We start from the raw sequence: 22895 nt of genomic DNA on the forward strand, positions 1-22895 counted from the left end.
TATTAATTAATCACCCGGGAGGCATTTTAATCTCAAAAGTCTTATTCCTAAATTATTGAGTTCAATAAAGTAAGGTTACAATGATATAATTACCATACTGGAAGTCACATAAGGTAAAGTTTTGAAAGCCGGATTTTAGTTTTCAGCTTAAATGCTATTACCTTTTATGCCTTTGTAGTAAAATGCACAACGAGTTAATGAATATGTAATAAGAATTGAGTGCTTTAAATAATTATCTAAAGCATTTATTTTCAATCTGGAATTAATTATGAAAACCGGGGAGGCTGAAAAATCCGGGAAAGAAAAAGATTTGAGAAGTCTTTTTCCTGATAAATACTATTCTTCTGAGGAACAGCAAATTCTTTTGGTTTTTTTATTTCAAAACGATGCTCAGGAAGCTGTGCAAATACCGTCAATACAATAGGTGGATTGATGAATGGTAATTTTTGGTCCAAATCCCAGTCAGAATCCTTTTTATGATTGTCATAATGCTCCATCACAAATTCGGATAAACTTCCGTGGTATTCTATATAGTGCTCCACAAACATAGGCACTTTAAACACTTCCCCCGCATTGGTGGTTGCCAGCACATACATCATTGAACAAAATATGGAAAACCATTTTAACATCCCCGCAAAGATAAGGTTAAAATTATTTCTAAAAAAGTAAATGAACATTAAATTTCCTTTAAATAAAGGGTTTCAAAGGGCTAACAACAGAGTTATATTACCATAACTTTTTACTTAATATTGTTATCCTTTATTCCTATAAAGAATTTACATATACTTCCCTGATTCCGAAAACGGGAGTACCTTTCAAATAGTCAGCAATAAAACAACCTGAATCACAAAAGATATAAGCTATTGTATTTCTCTTATTTTTTGGAAAATATTTCTGTATATATTCCAATATTTTTGCAGAGTGAATGCTTTTAATATTATAACTGTTTAAGGGAAAACTATGATCCACATCCGCAAAAAAATCTTCTTCATCTTCAATGAGCACAAGACTTGTTACCGTTTTACTAACCGGTAATGCCCTGTTAAATTCATATAGAGCAGATAGCCCTCTTATATCCCCAATGAGAAAATAATGATCTCCGGAATAATCCTTAATGATAGGTTCAGGAAGTGATCTGAAAAAAAGAATATCTCCTTCCTGAAGAGCTTCTATCCATTTTCTGTCTTCCTGATCTGAAGATATTGTGATGGCAAAATCAGCGACAGAATGAATCGGTTCATAATCCCAGAAAGCATATCTTCTTACATTGCTTTGGTGATCATAATAAGGATTAGTTTGATAAATCTCTATGACAAGCCCTGCTACATATTGAATCCGGGGAAAATCCCGGCTTTGAACTTTTATATGGTAGGTATGGCCTGCAATTTTATTTTTCAATAAAATAATTCCTGTGAAAATAGGTAAAGGGATATTTTGAAGATTCGTCATCTTTTTAAAATTAAGGTTACAAATTTGAGAACCACAAACTTTTAAAAGATTGACCTGAATCAAAAAAATATCAGAGCCTAGGTTTTAGCCTACTCAAAGTTTCTTGTGAAATATTGAGATAAGAGGCCACCAATTTGTTTGAAAGTCTGCGAACAATAATGGGATTTTCATTCATCAATTGACGATATTTTTCCAATGCATCCTGAACCAGAAAAGACATTAGTCTTTTAGTATTCGTTACATAGGCGATTTCAAGATAAATTCTATAAAACTTTTCCCATTTTGGAATAATATCCAGCAAGTGATAAAAATTTTTGTGAGTGATATAATATACTTCAGAATCTTCGACAGCCTGAATGAACTCTTCTGAAGGTTCTGAAGTAATAAAACTCACCAGTGCTGTTGCAAACTGATTTTCAAAAGCAAAATATCTGGTAGAATCCTGTCCTTCCTCATTAATAAAGAATATTCTCAGACAGCCCGTTGTTACAAAATAAGTTCTCTGACTCGACTGCCCGTTAGTAAGCAACAGCTCGTTCTTTTTTAATTTAATCGGTTTAAAATAAGAAAGAATAACATCCATCTCCTGATCTGTTACCGATATTTTGCTTTTGATATATGAAACCAGTTGCTCCTCCATGTATATAAATCAATGAATAGCAAATATAGCAATAAAAGCTCTATTGCTCATCTCCTAGCCGTTATTATCTGTTTTTGTGGGATGCTCATCTTCAGATTGACCTGCTCTCCAGTATGAACAGGCATAGAGTCCGTGCAAATCCCATTGTAATGTTGTTTTAAAATAACTGCGAAGATCGCGTACCGTAGTGTATTCACCTGCAACATAAACATATTCTTTCAAAATACCTTTAGGAAATTCAAATTGTTTGGTACGTTCTGACAACCTACTTCCTTTCTCCGGCTGTAGATTATGAAGCCATTCTACAGTAATATCAGCCGCAGAACATAATATCAGCTCATCTTCTTTCCCATGGACTTCTAATAACACTTTTGCTTTTACATACGATGGAAGCTGTTCAACAATAGAGCAGATTACAGGTAATGCTGTAGCATCTCCCACAAAAAGATAAAAGTCTGCATCCGGAACTAAAGCTCGTGTGCTCTCTTTCATTCCTATTTCCAGACTGTCTCCCACATTTACTTGTAAAGCCCATGCCGATGCGGGACCACTTTCACCATGATATACAAAATCTATAGTCAGCTCAAGATTCTCAAGATCAATCTTTCGATTTGTATAGGTCCTGACCAGCGGTTCACCTCTCATTTCTCCAGCGGGAATAAATATCTTATTGTTAGAACCGGATTGCACCTGTTTCAATAACTCAGCTTGATTTTCATTGATGTCAAATACCACACGGATCAGGTGGGGAGTGAGAAACTCTTTGTTTTTAACAATAAATTCTGAACGTATTTTTTTCGGTTTCATTAGATGGGTCATCATAAGTCAAATTGTATTTATTTTTTGTTAAATAGTAAAATAATAATTGAAAGTATACAGCTGATTCCTCCAAATAAATAGACTGACTGATAGTCAAGCCATCCTGCAATTAATCCTGCTAATGGGCCGGCAAGTCCTAATGAAAGATCAACGAATGCTACATAAGCTCCCAGCGCAGTTCCTCTCATCTGAGGTTTTACCTTCCGGATAGCCAAAACTCCAAGGGCAGGAAAAACCAATGAAAAACCGATTCCTGTTAATCCACATCCGATGATGGCTACTGTTTTAGAAATAGAAGTCCAGATCAACATTTGCCCTATTACTTCAATCACTAAAGAGATCAAGGCAATTTTCAAACCTCCGTATTTATCAGGGAAAGAGGCAAAAAGAATTCTGGTTAATACATAGCATATTCCAAAAACAATAAATGCCAGTGAAGCATCTCCCCAATTTTTCTCTGAAAAAAATAAGGCAATGAAGGAGGCTATACATCCGAATGCCATCGACGAAAACGCAAGACTCAACCCCTGGCCTGCTATAGCACCGATTACCTTATAAAAAGGAGTTCTTATATGATCTCTATCTACAGGAATCGAAGGAAGTTTTACGGTAGATAACCAGCTTACAACCGGAAACAAAGCAATAAGAATAAATGCGGGTAATATACCGTATTCTTTGCTGAGCCAAATGCTAAGTGGTGCTCCAATGGCAATCCCGGCATACATAGCAATCCCATTCCAGGTCATTACCTTTCCTGAGCTGGAATGTCCTACCAAACCTATTCCCCAGGTCAACGCTCCTGTAACAAGAAAACTTTCTCCTACTCCATGGATAATTCTTGCCAGAAATAAAAGAACCAACGCTAAAAATGGGTTAGCCTGAAATAACACAGCCAGAACATATATTGCCCCTGCAATGATTGCTAGTATAACCCCGGTCATTTTACTGTTTTTGGCCCCTTTAGTATCTGTTATTTTTCCTGAATAAGCTCTGGTTAGCAGGGTTGATAACGATTGAAGACCAATGACCAGCCCTACAATAATGGCATCAAATCCTAAATTATTCTGGACAAATTTTGGGAGCACTCCTAAAGCAATCCCTATCGTAAGATATACTCCAAATACAGAAATAATAATAGGAGTTGTTGCCTGATAGAAATTGATAGAGGGCCCCTTTTCTAATGTTTTACTCATAAATTTTTGTTTAAAATATTCAGCTGCAAATGTCCTGTTACAGGCAATATCAAACTTTGACCTAGGTCAAAAAAGGAAATGGAGTTTGGTTTTTTATTCAGAATAGTGGTCGATCGTTTCTATTTCATGACGAATCGTCGTGGTCCAGAAATCGAGCTCTGATTCTTTTTTTCGGATTATTTCAAGAGTAAATTGTCCTTTGTGATAAATTTCAATTAAAACTTTCCTTTGATATTCTGCCAGCTGAAGTTCAAGCTTGAAATAATCTTTTTTCCAATCTGTACAAGGTGACCATTCAGAATCATTATTATTTTGTATTATCAGAAGATCCTCTTTTTCAAGCTTTTCTATCATTTTTTTCAGTTCACTCTTAATTTTGATATTTTCGGGTTGCCTATCTTTTAAAAACACAATAGATCTTTTCAGGAGAGTTTGATTCAATTCTTTTTCCTTCTGTTTATCAGGGACAGAAGGTTTTATCATATTAATTAACCTCGGCAAAGTCAACCCCTGAATCAGTAATGTGAAAATGATAACTATAAAAGATAGAAATAAGATAGTGCTTCTTTGTTCTATAATATTTTGCTGATTATTTGTCAGGGGTAAAGCAAGTGCTGCTGCCAGTGAAACTACCCCTCTCATTCCAGACCATGATAAAATAATATATTCTTTTTTTGAAGACGTAAGAAACTCACCCTCTTTTCCCAATGTTTTATCTGTAAAAACAGGAAATATTAAAAGTACCATCAGCCTTATAATGACAAGTACAAAAAAGATCAAAAGACCATACAGGATCAGAACCGGAATTTCTTTTTGTGATATATTTGAGATGATATAGGGTAATTGCATTCCAAGCATTAGAAAAACCCAACCGTTCAAAATAAAAATAATAACCTCCCAAAAGTGCCCCATCTGCATCCTGCTCTCAGTTGTGAATAAGGAGATTGAATTCCAGGAAAGAAACATTCCTAATAAAACAACTGCCAAAACTCCGGAATATCCAAGATGCTCTGCCAGACTGTAGGCAGCAAAAGGAAGAAGAACAACAGCAAATGTTTCGGTACTGCTGTTGCCATTAAAGTAGGGATACAATTTTAGGAATAATAAACCAATAAGTATCCCAATGACAATTCCGCCAAGACTTATACTGATAAACTGTAACCCGGCATCCCAAAAAGAAAAAAAACCACTGGAAAGAGCTATTACAGCACATTTGTAGGCAATCAGTGCAGAAGCATCATTAAGCAGACTTTCCCCTTCCAGAATCGTGATTAATTTTTGAGGAAGCGGAAGTGTCTTAGTAATACTCGTTGCAGCTACTGCTTCAGGGGGAGAAATAATTGCCCCCAATACAAAAGCTACAGGCCAGCTGAAGCCCGGAATTACAGCATGTACTATTATAGCAATAATGGTCGTTGTCAAAAAAACAAGCCCTATTGCCAATACAGAGATTTTAAAAAATTCTTTCTTGAAATCAGGAATTGACGTATTCCAGGCTGCATCAAATAATATAGGAGGAAGAACAACATAAAAGACCATCTCAGGGCTCATATCAATTGATGGAATAAGTCCCGTTATGCTAAACACTAAGCCGGCTATTACCAACAAAATGGGAAGAGCAAGTTTGATCTTATCTTTAACTGAAATTATAATAATTAAAATAATGGATATCCAGATAATTTTTTCAAGTTCTGCCATAGCTTTATAATAAGCCGCAAAATTAGACAGCCCATATTTTCAGAACTTTGATCCAGATCAAAAAAAATTAATCAAAATCTAAAAAACCATCAGTAAGCTGTTTCCACTGAATTTTTGCAATCCCCATCATCCCTCCCGCCGCGACCACGAGATTCCTGACGATATCAATACATTTTGCATTGAAGTTAGGAGACTCATTTCTTCCGTAAACAGCAGCTTTCAAATGTAATGAGTCTCTGTAAATCATAAATGTAGAGGTTGCTTTTGCACTGTAGAAATGGGCAATATGAGAATTCTTTTTATTTTGGGGATTTCCGGAAGGCCTGCAGGTCATGCTTATAGTCTCTGAAACAGGATCCTGATAATAGCACATATCAATAATTTCGACCCAATCAAAGCCTTTGGCCTCAGGCTCGCCGGGGCCGGGAATATTAATCCGGATGAAATCTCCTTTCTGGGGTTCCCGCTCAGCAGGATTTCCTTCAGAATCATAGAGTTTAAAATCTGCAAAAGCTGATCCACAATAACTTTTCCATTGATTGATTAAAAGAAATCTTTTCTGTAGTATTTTAAATTTCGATGGAATAACAGCAGCCTCAAATCGTTTTCGGGTTTCAGTATCATGGAAACCACCGGATGTTTGTGGAGGAACTCCTTTAATATGCTTTGGTTCCATATGATCAGTTTTAAAACAAATTAATAAAAACAATCTGCATTATTTTATGATCAGAATCACATACCCGTTTTAACAAGTTGATAAAAAACGCTTTTATCAGTCTGTGATACACTGTAAGGCCGAATTCCATAATCTTAAATAAAACCACAATCAATTATAGGATAATTATTTTTACTTAAAATAAATAATATTTAAAAAAAATGCACATATAGTGTTTAGCATAATACAATTTTTACTTATATTTGTGAATCGAAATAATTTTTTTTCATCATTTGTGTTTTTTTAAGGTCTCCCCTCTAGGAGGCCTTTTTATTTTTTATGACAACATAATTGATTATTTGATACCAATATGAAAAAAAACAAAAAGTGTGAAATATTAAATAATCAAAAGACCAAAACACCCTCAAACACACAAATAAAAGAGATTTTATAAATAATAAATCACTTTTTCATATATAAAATCATTTCATATTTTTAATAAAATCTGTCGGTCTGAACTGCATAACAGATTGAAAACTTCTTGAGTATGATTGTACACTCTTATACCCCACCTGGTATGCTGTTTCCGAAATTGTTAGGTCATTTGCGCTCAAAAACTCAAGACTTTTGATAATTCTAAGCATTTGCTGGTATTTAATTAAGGTCAATCCTGTCTCCTTTTTAAAAATACGTTCTAAAGTACGTAAAGATAAAAGAGCAGCATCAGCAAGATCCTCCATTTTAATTTCGTCCTGATAATGATCATGCAGATATTCAATAACTTTAGTTAGACGTTTATCTTTAGGAAGGCAGATATGAAGCATAAATGAATATTCTGCAAAACGAGGTAATTCGTTAAAAAGAGCTTGTAAGAATAAGGTTTCATGATGATCCTTTACCATTAGTTTTGACCATTTTTCAGCATATTTGATCATTTCTTTTAATACAGGCGGAACGGAAAATACATTGACATGTTGATAAAAAGAATCTTTCTGATTTACCTCGGCAAACATGATCATCAGTTTAATCTTTTCAGAATGTGAATTGGTTTTATGGATCGCGTGAGGAGGAATCCATGCCGCGTGGTTTTGTGGAAGAAGATAAATTTTCTCTTCAATGGTAATATATTGAAAACCACTTTCTACATACACCAACTGCCCTTTTTGATGTTGGTGAAGAACATCATCATGGATCCAGTTTTCTTCAAACCATACAAAATAAGGTTTTTTTAATTCATCAATCACTATACTGTCGTTGGCGTTCATGTCGTTTTGGGTTAAAACTTTGGCAAAATTAAACAAAATTACAGTATTAATTTTGCACAAAAGTTTTTATCATGATGAAGAGTGAAGTCAAAAAGAATGCTTCGTATGTTTTATTAATCATTAATGTTCTGGTAGTTATCTTAATTTCCAGTAATCTTCGTTCGCCTATCGTAGCAGTTTCACCTGTACTTGGTGATGTGAGAGAGGCATTGAAACTGGATAATTTTCAGGTAAGCCTTCTTACTTCTATTCCTCTCTTTATGTTTGCAGCATGTTCTGTATTGGTCAGCAGATTTTCAAATACATTTGGAATCAGTAAACTTCTGATGTATTCTTTACTTATTCTGAGTTTTGGATTATTTCTACGGATTTCCGGCTCACAATGGTTATTATTCTTAGGGTCTGTATTTATCGGACTGGGAATATGTATCGGAAACGTAGTGACACCGGGATATGTAAAAAACAACTTTCCCAGGCAAATTGGTTTGATGACTGGAGTTTTTGCCGTTTCAATGAATCTTACCGCGGCATTAGCTTCGGGATTCAGCGTGAAAATAGGAGAATGGACGGGATTGGGGTGGCGAGGCTCCTTGGGAATCTGGCTGGTGATTGCTGCTTTAGGATTTATGGTTTTAATTCTTGAGTTTATTTTTAACAAAAAAAATTCTACGCGCCCCAAAACGGCTTTAAGTACTTCAGATTTTAATATGTTTAAGTCATCTCAGGCCTGGAATATAAGTGCCTTTATGGGATTGCAATCTTTATTTTATTATTGTATGGTAGCATGGTTACCCTCGTTCCTTTCGGATTATAATATGCAGGGTGAGAGCTCAGGATGGGTTCTTTTTGTGATTCAGATTACGATGATTCCTATCACCTTCTTCTGTCCTATTATTGCCAGCAAAATGAAAGATCAGCGAATTATGATTCTTTTTATCTGTACTTTAATGTTTGGGAGCACAATGATGTTTGTGTTTATGAAATCTCAATGGATTTACGTAAATGCTGTGATCATAGGGGTTGCCAACGGACTATCGTTCAGCTTATCAATTTTATTTTTCTCTACAAGAACAAAAAGCAGCATTAATGCGGTAAAAATATCGGGAATGGCACAATCTGTCGGTTATCTTATTGCAGCATTTGGTCCCCCTATCTTTGGAAAACTTCATGATTGGGATATTTCCTGGAGAAGCTCATTCTATTTCCTTAGCATGTCTGTGATACTGATGTTGTATTTTGGAATAAAAGCAGCAAGACATCAATATGTGGAAGACTAATTTTCAGATAGTTTTAATAAAAAAGAGACATTTTTTTGAAGAATGTCTTTTTTATGGAGCAAATCAAAATACTTGTCTTCAACCTTACAGGCTTCCAAAAGACGATAAGGTTTGAGTGTTCAGTAATATTTCTTTTTGTAGTCTTTTAATTCGGTGAATTTTTTATACATTGCCAGGGATTAGAATAAAAAAACAATAACCCGTCAATGAGAAAAATTATTATTTCAATCTGCTGTACAGTCTGCATATCATTAACAGCACAAATTTCGCCACCTCCTTCGTTTCAGAGATCTTCAATAACAACCACCCCTCCTAAAATTAACTCCAGGAAAGGAACATTAATTGAGAAAAAAGTAAGCACTCTGATTAAGTTCAAGAGTTTAAATCTTCAGAAAATTACAACAAAAGATTTATCCGATAATTCTATAGAAACCGTTCTCGGAATCATGTATGAATATGAAACGTATGACGAAATATCAAGAAAAACTTTAACCTTAGAAAAAAAAGAACTTGGAAACCTCATCCTGTCTCTTCAGAAGTTGGAGCAAAAAGAGCATGAAAAAATCGATCAGGAAACCAAATATAAGTTCGTTACCCTGAATAATATTGAATTCGGAGGGATCTACAATGAATCCCAAACCCGTTGGATTAATTATATCAAATTTCCATCAGGAAGTTATGGACGTTCTTTGAACGAGTTTACCAGAGAAGAATTGAAAGAACTCATAAAAACCCTGAAAAATGCAGAACAGGAACTTTAAAAGCTCCTGTTCCCAGCCCTATCGATCAACCTTATAGATTTGAAAATCTGCGTAGCTGACCTGTTTTAGCTAAAAGACAAATCGATTTCTTCGCCGTCTTTTGGGATAAAACATTGATTGGTATATCCTTTTTCATTCATCTTTTTCTGAATAAAATTTCTATCCTCTTTACAATGGCTCACTGCTTCCAGATGGGTTACCCAAACTTTTGCCTGAGGTGCCTGTTGACAGACTTTGACAATATCATTACTGGTCATAATAATAGGTTCTCCCACAGAAAAAGTCGCAGCTCCTCCGGCTACAACAATATGCTGTGGCTGATGTTGGTCGATTTCATTTGCAATATCTTCATACCAGATACTGTCCCCAACAATATAAACCGACTGATTCTCTTTTTTAAAAACAAAGCCGTTTACAACCCCCATCTTTTCTCCAATTTCTCCTGTTCCATGCTTTCCTTTTGTCATCGAAATATCAATATTCTTCCAACGGATATGATCATGGATTGAAATAATATTTTGAAAACCCTGTTGAGCAATCTGTTCTGAAATACTGTCCGGGCAAAGAACAGGTATATTTTTATCAATAAGTTCTACAGCAGCACTATCCCAATGATCAGGATGCAAATGAGTAATAGCTACTGCATCTATGGTCGCCAGTTTTTTTACTAATTCCTCCCTGGTAAAAGGCAGATCTAGCAATGGGTTCAATAAATCACTGTCTGTCATGGGGAATTTTCCTAACGATCCTTTCTCCCCGAGCATAGGATCGACGAGAATAGACACCTTGTCAATCTTCAATAGCAATGTTGCATTGCGCCATAATTGTAATTTCATTTTGCTTAAGTTTGTAAAAGCAAATCTATTGGTAAACAGAAGGAGAACAATCGAAGGTTACCAAAAGGTTATTCATTTATAGTAAAACAACCTATGAATTTTGAAGAGTTTACCAACTGTGGTTTAAGGAAAAGCCTTGATATTCTTTCCGGTAAATGGAAGCCGTTAATCCTCCATAATCTTTTTGAGGAAGACACAGTGCGTTTTGTAGAATTGTGGCGAAATATGCCGAGAGTCTCTAAAAAAGTACTTGCAGAACAACTCAAACAACTGGAGGAAGATCATATTATTCAAAGAATTGAAGTTTATAATTTTCCTCCTGAAGTTTATTATAAGCTCACTGAGAAAGGGAAGAAACTAGGTCCTATCCTTTCTCAACTTCATCTATGGGGGAATGAACTGAGCTCGTAGTGTGTTTTTTAGGCCTTTATTTTTATGGTTAGCAACAATTTTAAATGTAGTTTAAAATTACTAAATCTAATATAAAACAGTACTTGTATACAATATTCTAGTCTTTAAACTGATCCAGAACTTCCATAATATTCTGATATATAAAATCCAATTCTTCAGAAGTAATACAATATGGAGGAACCAGATAAATTACATTTCCGAGCGGTCTCATGATCATTCCACGCTGCAAAAACTCATGATATAGTTTTTTCCCAACCTCATTAAAATAGGAAGTCCCATATCCGGTTTTAAAATCAAAAGCCAGAATAGTCCCTATCTGACGGACATTTTCTACCCGAGGATGAGGAATTAGTCTTTCGATAAACTCCGAATGCTGATGAGTAATACGTCTGATGTTCATTTGGGTTTCTTTTTGAAGTAATAATTCCATGCTGGCCAGAGCAGCTGTACAAGCTAACGGATTAGCGGTAAAGGAATGACCATGAAATAAAGTTTTATGACGGTCTTCAGAGAGAAAAACGTTATAAATTTCATTGGAACAGGTAGTGATACCCATCGGCATGGTTCCTCCGGTAAGCCCTTTTGAAAAGCACATTATATCAGGTTTTTCAGTAAGATGATCTGCCGCAAAAAGCTTTCCTGTTCTTCCAAAACCTGTAAAAACCTCATCCTGAATCATCAATAAACCTTCTTCCCGACAGTATTTCATCAAACGATCTAAATACTCCGCCTTATACATCAACATCCCTGCGGCACCCTGTATTAAAGGCTCAAAAATAAAACAAGCTGCTTCCTCCGCCAGATCTTTAATCTGTAATTGCAGGCTTTCTATATTTTCTGCATTGGGAGTTTCAATAAAAACTACCTCAAAAAGCATACTTTCAAAAGGTTTGGTCCAAAAGCTTTTCCCACTTACCGACATAGCCCCGAAAGTATCTCCGTGATAAGCATTTTTAAAAGCTACAATTTTAGTCTTCTTTTTTCCTTGATTATGCGCATATTGAATACACATTTTCAATGCCACTTCTACCGCAGTAGAACCATTATCCGAGTAAAATACTTTTTTCTGATTAGAAGGCAAAAGCTGCAATAAATTCTCGGAAAGCTGTATCGCCGGCTCATGAGTAAAACCAGCAAAAATAACTTGTTCAAGCGTATTCAGCTGCTCAAAAACACGTTGGGCAATATAAGGATTTGAATGTCCGTGTAAGGTTACCCACCATGAAGAGACAACATCCATATATTTTTTATTCTCAGTATCATAGAGGTAGATACCTTTTCCTTTCACAATGGGAATCGCATCATCCGCGGTCTTCATTTGGGTGTATGGGTGCCAGTTTACAGCTTTATCTCTTTGCTGAAAACTGACCGGGGTTATTGTGTTCATAGATGACAAATTGTATTTATAGTTGATGAGATCGTTTTTTTAACATAAAGCTTACAATGTAGCTTTAATGATTATTATAACTCCCACTTGGTACAGCTTTTAAAATTAGATCAATCAATAATTGGAACGCAACGGGTTACAAAGATTTTATTTCATATTTTCTATTTAAAGATCGCAAGAGCGTTTCACTCAGCTAAGATAATGCGAGTTTCCTTGCTGAGTACAAGGTCTTTGCGAATGTGAAAAAACATTATTATGATTCCTTTGCGAGCTTAGCATTTAAAATAATTATTAGCAGCACGTTTCTTTTTTCATCATTGGTTTCAACCCAAGTGTTTGCAACATCTGCATATCTTCAGATACGCCCGGATTTGGAGTGACTAATAATGTTTCTCTTTCTCCCGTAAAAATTGAATTGGCTCCCGCCATAAAACACCATGCCTGCTCTGTTTCAGACATTTCAATACGTCCGGCACTTAACCTAACCATTGAAGAAGGCATAACGATTCTTGCCGTAGCAATCATTCTCACCATTTCCCAGGTATCTACTTTTTCATTATCAGCTAAGGGTGTTCCTGCTACTCTTGCTAGTGCATTGATCGGAACAGATTCCGGATGTTTAGGCATTGTCGCTAGGGTTAACAACATTGAAATTCTGTCTCTGTGTGTTTCTCCCAGTCCTATAATACCTCCCGAGCAAACTGTAATTCCGGCTTTTCGGACATTATTGATGGTATTGATCCTGTTGTCAAACGTTCTGGTAGAAATGATTTCTTCATAATATTGTTCTGAAGTATCGAGGTTGTGATTATAAGCATATAATCCGGCCTCCTGAAGTCTGACAGCCTGTTCTTCAGTAAGCATTCCTAAAGTACAGCATACTTCTAATCCAAGATCATTGACTCCTTTTACCATCTCAATGACTCTGTCAAAATCACGATTGTTTCGAACTTCACGCCATGCCGCAGCCATGCAGAAACGTGATGAGCCGCTGTCTTTTGCTTTTTGTGCGTGGGCAATCACAGTTTCTGTTGGTAATAAAGCCTGTACTTTGATGTTGGTGTGGTAACGTGCTGCCTGTCCGCAATAGGAACAGTCTTCGGGACATCCTCCGGTTTTGATTGATAGCAAAGTGGAAATCTGCACTTCAGAAGGATCATGCCATTCCCTGTGAACAGAGGCAGCCTTGTAAATTAGCTCCATCAACGGTAAATGATATATTTCTTCAATCTCTTCTTTAGTCCAGTCGTTTCTCAATGTTGTTTTCTTATCCATTATCATAATTTTGTTATTGTTAATTGCTTTGCAGCAGTTTTTATATGTTCTTTATCCGAGCTTTTTATTTCCGGAATTCTGATAATTTTAGTATCTTCTTCAATAAAACTGCAGATTACTCTTTCTGTATCTTCCGGAAATTCTCCGTTAAGAATCAGGTATTCCAGCCTGATATTCCTCTGTCGCAATGCCATCATCGACAACAAACTGTGATTGATGCACCCCAGATAATTTCTCACTACAAGTGCCGTAGGGAGATTTAATGTTTCTACCAGATCAATGATAAACCTGTTATCAGAAATCGGAACCATCAATCCTCCTGCTCCCTCTACAATAAGAGGGTTTTCTGTATCAGGCAACCTAAAATCATCAAGGTTGATTTTTATCTGCTCTTCTCTTGCAGACTGATGAGGTGAGGCAGCCAATTTTAAACGGTATGTTTCGGGATGACAAATGACATAGTCTGTCCATGCTTCAACTTTATCACTATCAGTGTAATGAAGATCTCCTGACTGTATTGGTTTCCAGTAATCGGCTTTAAAATATTGAACCAAGACAGCTGAACACACCGTTTTCCCTATTTCTGTTCCAATGCCTGTGACAAATAGCCTCATTTGTAATTGGGATTTTGTATATTAATTTTTGTTTTCATAGCTTTTCAGCCTTATTTCTTATATCAATTTTCTAATCAACTCTGCCAGCCTCTCAATTTCTTCTTCTGTATTAAAATTATGAAGACATATCCGAAGTCTTTCTGTTCCTTCTTTTACAGTTGGGCTGTATACGGCGTAGGTCAGAAAACCTTCTTCTGCCAATTGATTTTGTATTATTTGTAATTTTCTGTTATCCGGAATGATAATAGCCTGAACAGGACTTCCTTCATCAGAAGGAGTTTCCAAGCCCTGATTTCTGAAAAAACTGATGTTTGCCTGAAGTTTTTTCTTCAACTCCTGATGATCTTCCAGAAATTCATATCCGGTCTTTATACTTTCCCATTGAAAATCCTGAGCAGAAGTAGTATAAATAAAGGATGAGGCGAAATTGACCAGGTAGGATTTCACCAAATCACAACAAAGTATTGAAGCACCATGGGCACCCAATGCTTTGCCATATGTAACGACCACTGCCAACACCTGATTTTGCAGTTGATACTGATCAATCAAGCCGTATCCAAATACACCAAAAGCATGTGCTTCGTCTACAATCAGATCCGCATTATATTTTTTAACCATACCAGCAATTTCCGGGATGGGCGCAAAATCGCCCTCCATCGAGTAAAGACTTTCTATGGCAACATAGCAATGCCCGGTCTGCTTTTTTAATATCCTTTCCAGATCTTCAGGATCATTATGCCTGAACTTTAATTTCCTTGCATGGGACATTCTGCATGCATCATGTACGGACCGATGAATCTGTTCATCTATAATAACGGTATCATGACGATCAGGAAGCGTTGAAAACAAAGCCAGATTCGCATTATATCCCGATGGAAAAAGTAAAGCAGCAGGAAACTGCTGTTTGTCAGCTATATATTCCTCTGTTTCACTAATAATATGGCTATTTCCACTGATCAGTCTTGAACCGGTACTTCCTGAAAGCAACTGAGGATTGGCATTAATTTTATCCAATACAATAGTCCGGAATTCATGGTTTCCTGCCAATCCAAGATAGTCATTAGAATAAAAATCGATACCCTCAGTGCGATGTTTTAAGTTTCTTAAAGTACCTTCTTCCTTTCTTTTATCAAGCAATTCCTTGAAACGAGCTATCTTTTCAGACATAATCCAATTGCATCACTTCTTCCGTAATAGCATGAATCCACTGATCGTGAAGTTCCTTTTCTATGGTCAGGATATGATCTGCATGTGTATTCCAGTCCGGTGAGAATTCATTGAGCTGATTGATCATTTCTTCCAGATGTCCTTCTTCCTCAAGAATAATAGATTTCACCATAATCTTTGAAGATCTTTTGGTAAGTACCTCCTGATAAACGGGGTACAATTCGTCAGCACGAACCTCAATAGCGTAGGTAACAAATAAATAGGCTGCATATTTTAGATCTTCTTTACTGAGCTGAAATGCTTCCTGAAGATATCTACAGGCTTTGATATCCAATGCATGGAGGTATTGTCTCGTTGCTACGGAAGCAAGAAGTTCTTCCTTCTCATAGGTCTTACACAAAGCCGGATCTATTTTTCCAATTTGTTTTTTCAGGTAATAGGCATGGCGGTGCTCTTCAGCAGCATGTTTCAGTTGGATCTGAGTAACCAGTACCGGATGCTCACACTTTGAGATTTTTCGTGCTCCGGCATTCTCCATAAAAGAAAGTGTATTCAGCCATTTGGCATGAATTTCGCCCTCCTGTACTATTCTATTGAGAAGATGATGGAATTCCATAGATTTTTATTTTGATGTCAAAAGTAGTATATTGCCGGATGGTTACATGGTGCCAGTTTTGATATTATGGATAGTCCGGTTAAAATTCCTTATGAAAGTTTTATTAAAATAGATAGAAAATCAGAGACTTCTATTTACCTGCAAATTGCCAATCAATTGGTTAATGCCATTCAACGAGGGGTTTTACCGTTCGGAACCAAACTTCCGGGAACCAGAACCTTCAGTGAAATGCTGGATATTCACAGAAATACAGCAGTTGCGGTCTATGATGAACTCTCTGCACAGGGCTGGACAGAGAGTTTTCCTAATAAAGGAACGTTTATCATCGGAAAAGATCAGGAAAAGCCTGTAAAAGTGAAAGATTTTGAAGAAAATAACCTTCAAAAATATCCTAAAACAACAGGGTTTTCTTTTAAAACTTCTAATATTCTAGATAATCCTTTCGAACATTCGGATTGTGAATATGTTTTTAATGACGGTGTTCCCGACATCAGATTAACCCAGATTGGTCAGCATTCAAGATTTTACAGTTCTATTCTTAAACGAAAATCCAATCAAAAAGCATTGGGGCATTACAATCATGACGGAAGTGAATTTTTTAAAGAACATTTATCCAGATATCTCAATCTATCCCGTGGACTGCCCATTTCTAAAAACAACCTTTTGATTACCCGGAGTACAGAAATGAGTATTTATATCGTTTCCGAAATTTTATTATCAGCAGGAGATGTAGTACTGGTAGGTGCTTTAAGCTATTTTTCCGTGAATATGATTTTTATGAAAGCCGGTGTTCAAATGGTTTCAATTCCTATTGACGAGGAAGGAATTATCGTAGAAAGTGTTCGTGAAGCCTGTAAAAAACAAAAAATCAGAATGCTTTACCTTACTCCACATCATCACTATCCTACTACCGTTGCCTTAAGTGCCCAAAGAAGACTGGAATTACTGGAACTTGCTAACGAATATGGGTTTATCATTCTTGAGGATGATTATGATTATGAATTTCATTACGACAAAAGTCCTATCCTTCCTTTAGCCAGTGCTGATACTAATGGTATGGTTATTTATATTGGTTCCTTTGGAAAGTCTCTGGCCCCGGGATTCAGAACCGGGTTCATTGTTGCTCCCGAAAACCTGATGGCTGAGATGAGAAAATATCTGGGCATTATAGACCGTCAGGGAGATATTTTGATGGAAAGAGCATTGGGAGAAATGATTGAAGAAGGCGAAATTAACCGCTATCTGAAAAAATCATTAAAAGTCTATCAGGAAAGACGCGATTATCTCGCAGTTCTGCTGACGGAAAACCTGAGCAACCTTATCACTTTTCAAAAGCCAGCAGGGGGACTGGCCATCTGGCTGGAATGGAATATCCCGATCAATCTTATGCAATTAAGTCGTAACAGTGCTAAGGATAATCTGTTTATCCCGAAAACATTGTTGTACCAAAACAAGGATATTACAGCTATGAGACTAGGTTTCGGAGATCTTAACTCTGATGAAATGGACAAAAGCATCGAGATCTTTTCCAAGAATGTGAAAAAATTGATTGAGTAGTTTTTTGCCACGACTATCCGAAATTATTCTTTGTTATAAACACACGAATTATAATCTCTCACAGATTAGGGTGATCTGAAGAATCAGCTGGAATAAAAATAATACTGATTTGTTGGAATTTCCCAATAACCCAACAAAATCTTAGATTTTCAGCCCATATGATATTGAAATGATGCAGTATAAAATTTTATCACAGATAAAATCTCTGCTTGCTGGCCGCGGTTTGAAGCAAATGTAAAAAAAGCCCCTTCACAGAGGCTTTCATTATTGATGAGCAGGAAAAACAATTTTATTTTTTTTATGTTTCGGTTTCTTCTTTTTCTTGTTGAAATAAATAATAAAACCTGTAATCGGGAGTGATGCTGCAATAATAGCTGCCAGAAAATAAATAATTCTGCTGATCATTCCCAGAATACTTCCGGTGTGAAGGTCATAATTTCTTTCTCTTAATGCGGTTCCATATCCGATATTTTTGTTTTTATAAGATTGAGATTTTAAAATATCTCCTGAATATTGATCAAAATTAAAATGCTCATTGCGATATTGCCTGCCGTCATACGTCAGTTCAGCATAATAGGTTCCTTCTTCAGACCTTGGAAAATTAACAAGTGCTGATTTTTTATCTCTCAGTCCCTCTTCCATCCTATTTCCAATCAAATCCAGAATATTTCCCCGGTTTGAAAACTCTTCGGAAGGAATTGTACTTTTAGCTTTCTTTTCTGTAGGAATATTACCGTTTAAGGTGTTCTTTACCCATTTGTCTACATCTTCAAAGCTCCATATCAATGCGGAATAAGAGATGATAAGTAAAGGAATCATTGCGTAAAAGCCTAATACGTTATGAACATCATAGTTGATTCGCTTCCAGTTGGCAGATGTTTTAATGAAAAACATCCCTTTCAGCATGCTTTTACTCATTTTACGGGGATACCATATCACAAGCCCCGATAAAAGGATAACAGCAAATATTAATGTGGAATACCCTGTAATGGTTTTTCCTATTTTTTCACCCAGCAAAAGTCTTCGGTGAAGATCAAGGACTATTTCAAAAAAATCATGTTTTGCATCTTCTATTTCCTGTACTTTTCCGGTATAGGGATCTACATATACCCTATAATAATAAAGATAGGTTCCCCAATACGTCAATGCTTCATCATTCATTTTAAGGGTCCGGAATACATACGTTTTTGAAGGATCAGAAGAGAGTATGACTCTCTTGATTTTCAACCCTTCAGGTAAAGCTTGTTCTGCTTTTCCGGTAAGTTTGGACAAAGTCAGTTTTTTTCTTCCGATATTTTCAACAAAATACCTGTTGGGATGAACCATATGTTTTAATTCTTCTTCAAAAGCCAGGATACATCCTGTAACTGCCATAATAACAACTATAAGCCCGGACGTTAGCCCGAGCCATAGGTGTAATTGATATGCAATTTTTCTAAATTTTAACTTCATCCTTAAAATTTAAAGCTAACTTCAGCTACAAAATTACGAGGCATTTGAGCGACAATAACTCCCTGTCCTGCAAAATACTGTACATTGCCTAAATTATTCATTTTAAATCCTAATCGATACCTTTCTTTTTCAAGAGTAACAGCAGCATTGATCAATGTATAGGCAGGAAATGCAAACTGTCCGGTTCTCACTTTATTTCCGGCAAGTTGTTTTCCTACCCGATTCACCCCAAAGCCTATTCCCAACCCCTGAAGGCCTTTAATAGGAATGATATAACTGATCCATGAGTTGAATACATTCGCTGGACCCGCAGACTCCGGACGACGTCCTTCTACATCTGCATCTGCTTTTTCAAACCTGCTGTGGTTGTAAGTATATCCGGCCATAATGTTTAATCCCTGAACAGGATTCATGATGGTTTCAATTTCAATACCTTTACTTCTTTGTTTTCCATCCTGAACGACAATATTGTATTCTTTTCCGTCGCGGATTACCCCGCTTCCTCTCTGTATATTGTCCACAAGGATATCGTAGTATCCCACAGTGAAATTCACTTTATTTCGCCAAAGGTTTCCTTTGATCCCAACTTCCCATTGATTGGCCATCTGAGGTTTCATCTCTCCGCTATAGTCTGGTAACTGCTGTGTAACAGGTGCTGTATAGCTGAAACCATTCATATAATTCCCATAAGCAGATAACTGATCTTTAAGGATCTGGTATACAATTCCTACTTTGGGAGACCATGCTGTCTGCTTGAAATCACCAGTACGTTTGTTATCACTCATATTAAGTTGCCCTTTACTTTCATAATGATCCATACGTAAGCTTAAAAGGGTGATCAAACGGTCGGTAATATAAGTTACGTTTGAAATATAGGCTCCATAAAGGTTTGATGAAGATGTATTTCTTACTAAAGAGGCTGGAGAAGCTTGAATCTTTTTTAATGCCAAATCTTTGGATATATTACCATATATTCCTGTCACGGGTCCTCCCACGGGTCCTGTTGGATTCGTGCCATCAATGTAATCAAACACCACAATTGGAGAATGGTTATTGTTGATAGACTGATTCAAATAATCTAATCCGATTAACACTTTATTTTTAATTTTGCCAATATTAAATTCCCCGTTGAAATTCTGCTGAAAACTTGTAGAAGCAGCTTCAGAATTCTGCCACTGTACGTTACGCTCCAACAGGGCATCACTGGTTGTTCCTCTTATAAACTGATATTGATATAATCCTTCTGTTTTTCTGAAGTTTCTGGAAAGTAAAGTTTGTGAGGTCCATTTATCTGAAATTTTATAATTAGCCTCGGCTTTTACGTTGATGGACGGTGCTTTTAAGGTCATATCATTATTTGAATATGATCTTTTCCAATCGAATCCAAGTTCATCCGGATTATGGGCAACATAAGGTCTTGTTCTGGCAAGGAAAATAATCGGGGTATTGGTACCCTCATAATTATAGATCTGAGCTCCTAAGCTGAACTTCAGCCTATCACTCACCTGATAACTTACAGTAGGGGCAACGAAAAATGATTTTCTGAATTCAGAATCTCTGAAGCCATTCTGATACTGATACGCTGCATTCAGACGGAATAACGTTTTTCGGTTATCAGTTATCGGGCCATACACATCAGCCGTCACACGGTTCAGGTTATAGCTTCCCATAAGGTAGGATATTTCACCTCCGAAATAGTCTTTAGGTTTTTTGGTCACTAAATTAATCAGTCCTCCAAAAGATGTTACAGCACCTCCATACAATGTTCCTGCCGGACCTTTGATCACCTCAAGACGTTCAATATCTGCAGGATCAATTTCTCCATTGGTGGTTGCCGGAATTCCGTCTACCATGGATACTTTTGTGGGGAAACCTCTTAAACTGTAATAAAAGCTTCCGTCACCGGAACCTCTTCCCGGACTTCCTTGCATTTTCACCATTCCCGGAACATTTTTTAAAACCTCTGAAATGTCATAGGTAAGTTGCTCCTTCATAATTTGCTGGTTAATGCTTGTATATGCCTGAGGATTCTCTAAGTTCCTTAAGGGCATTTTAGAAACTGAAGTACTGTCTTTATCCAGAAATTTATTTCTGCTGACCGCATAGATTGTAATTCCCTCAATCACATTATTATGGATTGAAGCATAAATCGCCGGAATTTCATAGACATCTTTCTTAATGCTGATTTTCTCACGCATCAATTCGATATCATTTAAAACCACCTGAAGCATATATTCTCCAGGTGGCACATTTTCAAAGTAATATTCTCCTAAATTATTTGTTTTTGCCTGATAGGACGTATCCACAAGTCTTAAAATAGCATTTTTTACAGGTGCCTGTTCAGACAGCATGATTTTGCCATGAACTCTGTCACTCTGTTGAGCAGAAAGCGAATTTGAAGTTAAAGCAAGACCAAGAAGTAATATAAGGGTTTTAGATGTTTTCATGCTGTAAGTTTTGTAACAGGGGATAGTTTATTTTACCGTTTTGTGATAATGGGAATGATTCTATAAGGTCGGTGCGTACATATTGAGGATTGATACGCAGTTTGTTTTTGATGGTTTCCGTAATAATTTGTGGATCAATATCAGGATTGTCATATAATACCACGATTTTCTTATCATTGGAATTCAGACAGACAAAAGTATTTCCTTCTATTTCATTTTTAAGGATGAATTCTACCTCATCAAGGTTGAGACGTATTCCGAATAATTTCATAATTCTTTTGATACGTCCCGTGATATAGTAGATTCCGTTTTTTCCTTTTTGTGCCGTATCTCCTGTGCGTAAGACAGTTGGCTGCTCATAAGAAGTCAGATCTTTTAGAGTGTTGGCATATCCTCCATAAATACTGTTGTGGGAGAACAGAAGCTCATCGGTATCCGGATCTATACTGAAATCTCCCCCATGCACCGGAGTTCCGATAGAAGTTTCTGCTTCCAGAAGTCCGTCGGTACTAAGGTAAGCCATTCTTCCTCCGGCTTCAGTTTGTCCGTATTGTGCAAAGAACTGTTTTTCAAACTCATGACAATAGGAAAAAATTGTTTTTCTCAACTCACCATTGATCACTCCTCCGGTATGGGTCATATATCTTAAACTCGGACTGTTTTTTCTGAAGAATCCAATTCTGTTCAGATTTTCATACAGATAAGGCACTCCTCCAAGGGTACTGTATCCGAATTCTTCCATCTCGTCCCAGAAAGTTTTTTGCATAATGTCTTTGTCTGTACACACAATTCGTCCTGCACGCATACAATTCGTCGTAAAGATGGAGAACCCATACACGAAATTGATCGGGACATTCAAAGGAACAACATCAGACTCCAGTATTGGCATATACTGAAGAATACTCAAAGCATTCTGATAAAGACTTTCATCAGATAATTTTACGAGTTTCGGAATACCCGTTGTCCCGGACGTACTTAATAAAATTTTGATTTCAGGATTAATAACTACTTCAGATTGGTAATCTTTTTTCACATGGATATTAACCGATTCTGAAAAGGCTTTGATGGTATAACCCTGGATTTCTTCTCTCGAAGGATCAAAGATATATTTCGGATGATATTCTTCCTCCAGACGATCTTTGAATTCAGGATGAAGCTTTTGACCTAAAACAGCAATGGTATGTGCTGTTCCGTAAAAATTCAGCAAGACTTCAATAGAAGACAGCTGATTGTCATTGTACAAAAAGATCAGACCTTTTTCTACGGGGTTGAGGCCTAAAGATCTGTAAAGAGCCCCGACCGGAATAGTTTTTCCGGTGGAGGCATCAGTAAACAACAGGTTTCTGTTGGCAATTACATTTTCTAAAATTTTCATA

Annotated in this window: 21 protein-coding genes; 4 read left to right on the plus strand and 17 right to left on the minus strand. The window is 36.5% G+C overall.

The genetic code is table 11. The features are described 5' to 3' along the window. Positions 1 to 266: 266 nt before the first annotated feature. From C1631_RS02935 to C1631_RS02970, 8 genes are all read right to left on the minus strand, one after another. Positions 267 to 677 (minus strand): hypothetical protein, encoded by a 411-nt coding sequence (locus C1631_RS02935; RefSeq protein WP_165828228.1) that lies wholly within the window; start codon positions 675 to 677, stop codon positions 267 to 269. Positions 678 to 765: 88 nt separating this feature from the next. Further along, positions 766 to 1449 carry an SIP domain-containing protein gene (locus C1631_RS02940; protein WP_109710349.1) on the minus strand — a complete coding sequence of 228 codons (684 nt, stop codon included), beginning with the start codon at positions 1447 to 1449 and terminating at the stop codon, positions 766 to 768. Positions 1450 to 1519: 70 nt separating this feature from the next. Further along, positions 1520 to 2089 carry a Crp/Fnr family transcriptional regulator gene (locus C1631_RS02945; RefSeq protein WP_109710351.1) on the minus strand — a complete coding sequence of 190 codons (570 nt, stop codon included), beginning with the start codon at positions 2087 to 2089 and terminating at the stop codon, positions 1520 to 1522. 54 nt (positions 2090 to 2143) lie between these two features. Continuing rightward, positions 2144 to 2911 carry a siderophore-interacting protein gene (locus tag C1631_RS02950; protein ID WP_228440982.1) on the minus strand — a complete coding sequence of 256 codons (768 nt, stop codon included), beginning with the start codon at positions 2909 to 2911 and terminating at the stop codon, positions 2144 to 2146. A gap of 14 nt (positions 2912 to 2925) precedes the next feature. Further along, entirely contained in the window at positions 2926 to 4101 is a 1176-nt protein-coding gene (locus C1631_RS02955; protein ID WP_109710353.1) for an MFS transporter, read from the minus strand. Between the two features lie 93 nt (positions 4102 to 4194). Next, the gene (locus C1631_RS02960) at positions 4195 to 5799 is read right to left on the minus strand and encodes a Na+/H+ antiporter (protein ID WP_109710354.1); all 1605 of its coding nucleotides are present in this window, start codon (positions 5797 to 5799) and stop codon (positions 4195 to 4197) included. 67 nt (positions 5800 to 5866) lie between these two features. Then, positions 5867 to 6475 (minus strand): hypothetical protein, encoded by a 609-nt coding sequence (locus tag C1631_RS02965; protein WP_109710356.1) that lies wholly within the window; start codon positions 6473 to 6475, stop codon positions 5867 to 5869. Between the two features lie 461 nt (positions 6476 to 6936). Next, on the minus strand, positions 6937 to 7719 hold the full coding sequence (locus C1631_RS02970; protein WP_109710358.1) for a helix-turn-helix domain-containing protein: 783 nt from the start codon (positions 7717 to 7719) through the stop codon (positions 6937 to 6939). Positions 7720 to 7790: 71 nt separating this feature from the next. Here C1631_RS02970 and C1631_RS02975 point away from each other — a divergent pair, with 71 nt between their 5' ends. Both C1631_RS02975 and C1631_RS02980 read left to right on the plus strand, forming a co-directional pair. Further along, complete coding sequence (locus C1631_RS02975; protein ID WP_228440985.1) at positions 7791 to 8996, plus strand: CynX/NimT family MFS transporter; 1206 nt, start codon at positions 7791 to 7793, stop codon at positions 8994 to 8996. A 206-nt stretch (positions 8997 to 9202) separates the two neighbouring features. Next, the gene (locus C1631_RS02980; protein ID WP_109710362.1) at positions 9203 to 9757 is read left to right on the plus strand and encodes a hypothetical protein; all 555 of its coding nucleotides are present in this window, start codon (positions 9203 to 9205) and stop codon (positions 9755 to 9757) included. A gap of 65 nt (positions 9758 to 9822) precedes the next feature. Here C1631_RS02980 and C1631_RS02985 read toward each other — a convergent pair whose 3' ends face one another. Beyond that, on the minus strand, positions 9823 to 10593 hold the full coding sequence (locus C1631_RS02985; protein ID WP_109710363.1) for an MBL fold metallo-hydrolase: 771 nt from the start codon (positions 10591 to 10593) through the stop codon (positions 9823 to 9825). 93 nt (positions 10594 to 10686) lie between these two features. On the opposite strand from C1631_RS02985, the gene C1631_RS02990 reads away from it, so the two are divergent. Beyond that, on the plus strand, positions 10687 to 11004 hold the full coding sequence (locus C1631_RS02990; protein ID WP_109710365.1) for a winged helix-turn-helix transcriptional regulator: 318 nt from the start codon (positions 10687 to 10689) through the stop codon (positions 11002 to 11004). Between the two features lie 97 nt (positions 11005 to 11101). Here the strand turns inward: C1631_RS02990 and bioA are convergent, their stop codons facing one another. The 5 genes from bioA to C1631_RS03015 all read right to left on the minus strand — a co-directional run bounded on the left by bioA (position 11102) and on the right by C1631_RS03015 (position 16063). Continuing rightward, complete coding sequence (gene bioA, locus C1631_RS02995; RefSeq protein ID WP_109710367.1) at positions 11102 to 12391, minus strand: adenosylmethionine--8-amino-7-oxononanoate transaminase; 1290 nt, start codon at positions 12389 to 12391, stop codon at positions 11102 to 11104. A gap of 291 nt (positions 12392 to 12682) precedes the next feature. After that, complete coding sequence (gene bioB, locus C1631_RS03000) at positions 12683 to 13666, minus strand: biotin synthase BioB (RefSeq protein ID WP_109710369.1); 984 nt, start codon at positions 13664 to 13666, stop codon at positions 12683 to 12685. Positions 13667 to 13668: 2 nt separating this feature from the next. Then, complete coding sequence (gene bioD / locus C1631_RS03005) at positions 13669 to 14280, minus strand: dethiobiotin synthase (RefSeq protein WP_103249101.1); 612 nt, start codon at positions 14278 to 14280, stop codon at positions 13669 to 13671. A 57-nt stretch (positions 14281 to 14337) separates the two neighbouring features. Next, positions 14338 to 15447, minus strand: coding sequence for an aminotransferase class I/II-fold pyridoxal phosphate-dependent enzyme (locus tag C1631_RS03010; RefSeq protein ID WP_109710371.1), 1110 nt, complete (start codon positions 15445 to 15447; stop codon positions 14338 to 14340). Next, positions 15440 to 16063: a hypothetical protein gene (locus tag C1631_RS03015; protein WP_109710373.1), complete on the minus strand. Its 624-nt coding sequence runs from the start codon at positions 16061 to 16063 to the stop codon at positions 15440 to 15442. Before C1631_RS03015 ends, C1631_RS03010 begins: the two co-directional genes overlap by 8 nt. A gap of 66 nt (positions 16064 to 16129) precedes the next feature. Between C1631_RS03015 and C1631_RS03020 the strand changes: the two genes are divergently transcribed. Then, positions 16130 to 17620, plus strand: coding sequence for an aminotransferase-like domain-containing protein (locus C1631_RS03020; RefSeq protein WP_109710375.1), 1491 nt, complete (start codon positions 16130 to 16132; stop codon positions 17618 to 17620). A 264-nt stretch (positions 17621 to 17884) separates the two neighbouring features. On the opposite strand, the gene C1631_RS03025 is transcribed toward C1631_RS03020, so the two are convergent. The 3 genes from C1631_RS03025 to C1631_RS03035 are packed head-to-tail and all read right to left on the minus strand — an operon-like array spanning position 17885 to position 22894. Next, entirely contained in the window at positions 17885 to 19072 is a 1188-nt protein-coding gene (locus C1631_RS03025) for a PepSY-associated TM helix domain-containing protein (RefSeq protein ID WP_109710377.1), read from the minus strand. A gap of 2 nt (positions 19073 to 19074) precedes the next feature. Further along, positions 19075 to 21519, minus strand: a complete 2445-nt coding sequence (locus tag C1631_RS03030; protein WP_109710378.1) for a TonB-dependent receptor — start codon at positions 21517 to 21519, stop codon at positions 19075 to 19077. Then, positions 21506 to 22894: an AMP-binding protein gene (locus C1631_RS03035; protein WP_103248971.1), complete on the minus strand. Its 1389-nt coding sequence runs from the start codon at positions 22892 to 22894 to the stop codon at positions 21506 to 21508. The genes C1631_RS03030 and C1631_RS03035 overlap by 14 nt, the downstream gene beginning before the upstream one ends. Position 22895: the final 1 nt, after the last annotated feature.

It is taken from the genome of Chryseobacterium phosphatilyticum (assembly GCF_002899825.2).
Lineage (GTDB): Bacteria > Bacteroidota > Bacteroidia > Flavobacteriales > Weeksellaceae > Chryseobacterium > Chryseobacterium phosphatilyticum.

What these genes read in the sequence shown, in the direction of transcription:
- C1631_RS02955 (WP_109710353.1), bottom strand. Translation starts at nt 4,101, where the DNA reads ATGAGTAAAACATTAGAAAAGGGGCCCTCTATCAATTTCTATCAGGCA.
- C1631_RS02965 (WP_109710356.1), bottom strand. Translation starts at nt 6,475, where the DNA reads ATGGAACCAAAGCATATTAAAGGAGTTCCTCCACAAACATCCGGTGGT.
- C1631_RS02940 (WP_109710349.1), bottom strand. Translation starts at nt 1,449, where the DNA reads ATGACGAATCTTCAAAATATCCCTTTACCTATTTTCACAGGAATTATT.
- C1631_RS02985 (WP_109710363.1), bottom strand. Translation starts at nt 10,593, where the DNA reads ATGAAATTACAATTATGGCGCAATGCAACATTGCTATTGAAGATTGAC.
- C1631_RS02975 (WP_228440985.1), top strand. Translation starts at nt 7,791, where the DNA reads ATGATGAAGAGTGAAGTCAAAAAGAATGCTTCGTATGTTTTATTAATC.
- C1631_RS03035 (WP_103248971.1), bottom strand. Translation starts at nt 22,894, where the DNA reads ATGAAAATTTTAGAAAATGTAATTGCCAACAGAAACCTGTTGTTTACT.
- C1631_RS02980 (WP_109710362.1), top strand. Translation starts at nt 9,203, where the DNA reads ATGAGAAAAATTATTATTTCAATCTGCTGTACAGTCTGCATATCATTA.
- C1631_RS02950 (WP_228440982.1), bottom strand. Translation starts at nt 2,911, where the DNA reads ATGATGACCCATCTAATGAAACCGAAAAAAATACGTTCAGAATTTATT.
- C1631_RS02960 (WP_109710354.1), bottom strand. Translation starts at nt 5,799, where the DNA reads ATGGCAGAACTTGAAAAAATTATCTGGATATCCATTATTTTAATTATT.
- bioB (WP_109710369.1), bottom strand. Translation starts at nt 13,666, where the DNA reads ATGGATAAGAAAACAACATTGAGAAACGACTGGACTAAAGAAGAGATT.
- C1631_RS03025 (WP_109710377.1), bottom strand. Translation starts at nt 19,072, where the DNA reads ATGAAGTTAAAATTTAGAAAAATTGCATATCAATTACACCTATGGCTC.
- C1631_RS03020 (WP_109710375.1), top strand. Translation starts at nt 16,130, where the DNA reads ATGGATAGTCCGGTTAAAATTCCTTATGAAAGTTTTATTAAAATAGAT.
- C1631_RS02970 (WP_109710358.1), bottom strand. Translation starts at nt 7,719, where the DNA reads ATGAACGCCAACGACAGTATAGTGATTGATGAATTAAAAAAACCTTAT.
- bioD (WP_103249101.1), bottom strand. Translation starts at nt 14,280, where the DNA reads ATGAGGCTATTTGTCACAGGCATTGGAACAGAAATAGGGAAAACGGTG.
- C1631_RS03015 (WP_109710373.1), bottom strand. Translation starts at nt 16,063, where the DNA reads ATGGAATTCCATCATCTTCTCAATAGAATAGTACAGGAGGGCGAAATT.
- C1631_RS02990 (WP_109710365.1), top strand. Translation starts at nt 10,687, where the DNA reads ATGAATTTTGAAGAGTTTACCAACTGTGGTTTAAGGAAAAGCCTTGAT.
- C1631_RS02935 (WP_165828228.1), bottom strand. Translation starts at nt 677, where the DNA reads ATGTTCATTTACTTTTTTAGAAATAATTTTAACCTTATCTTTGCGGGG.
- C1631_RS03010 (WP_109710371.1), bottom strand. Translation starts at nt 15,447, where the DNA reads ATGTCTGAAAAGATAGCTCGTTTCAAGGAATTGCTTGATAAAAGAAAG.
- C1631_RS02945 (WP_109710351.1), bottom strand. Translation starts at nt 2,089, where the DNA reads ATGGAGGAGCAACTGGTTTCATATATCAAAAGCAAAATATCGGTAACA.
- bioA (WP_109710367.1), bottom strand. Translation starts at nt 12,391, where the DNA reads ATGAACACAATAACCCCGGTCAGTTTTCAGCAAAGAGATAAAGCTGTA.
- C1631_RS03030 (WP_109710378.1), bottom strand. Translation starts at nt 21,519, where the DNA reads ATGAAAACATCTAAAACCCTTATATTACTTCTTGGTCTTGCTTTAACT.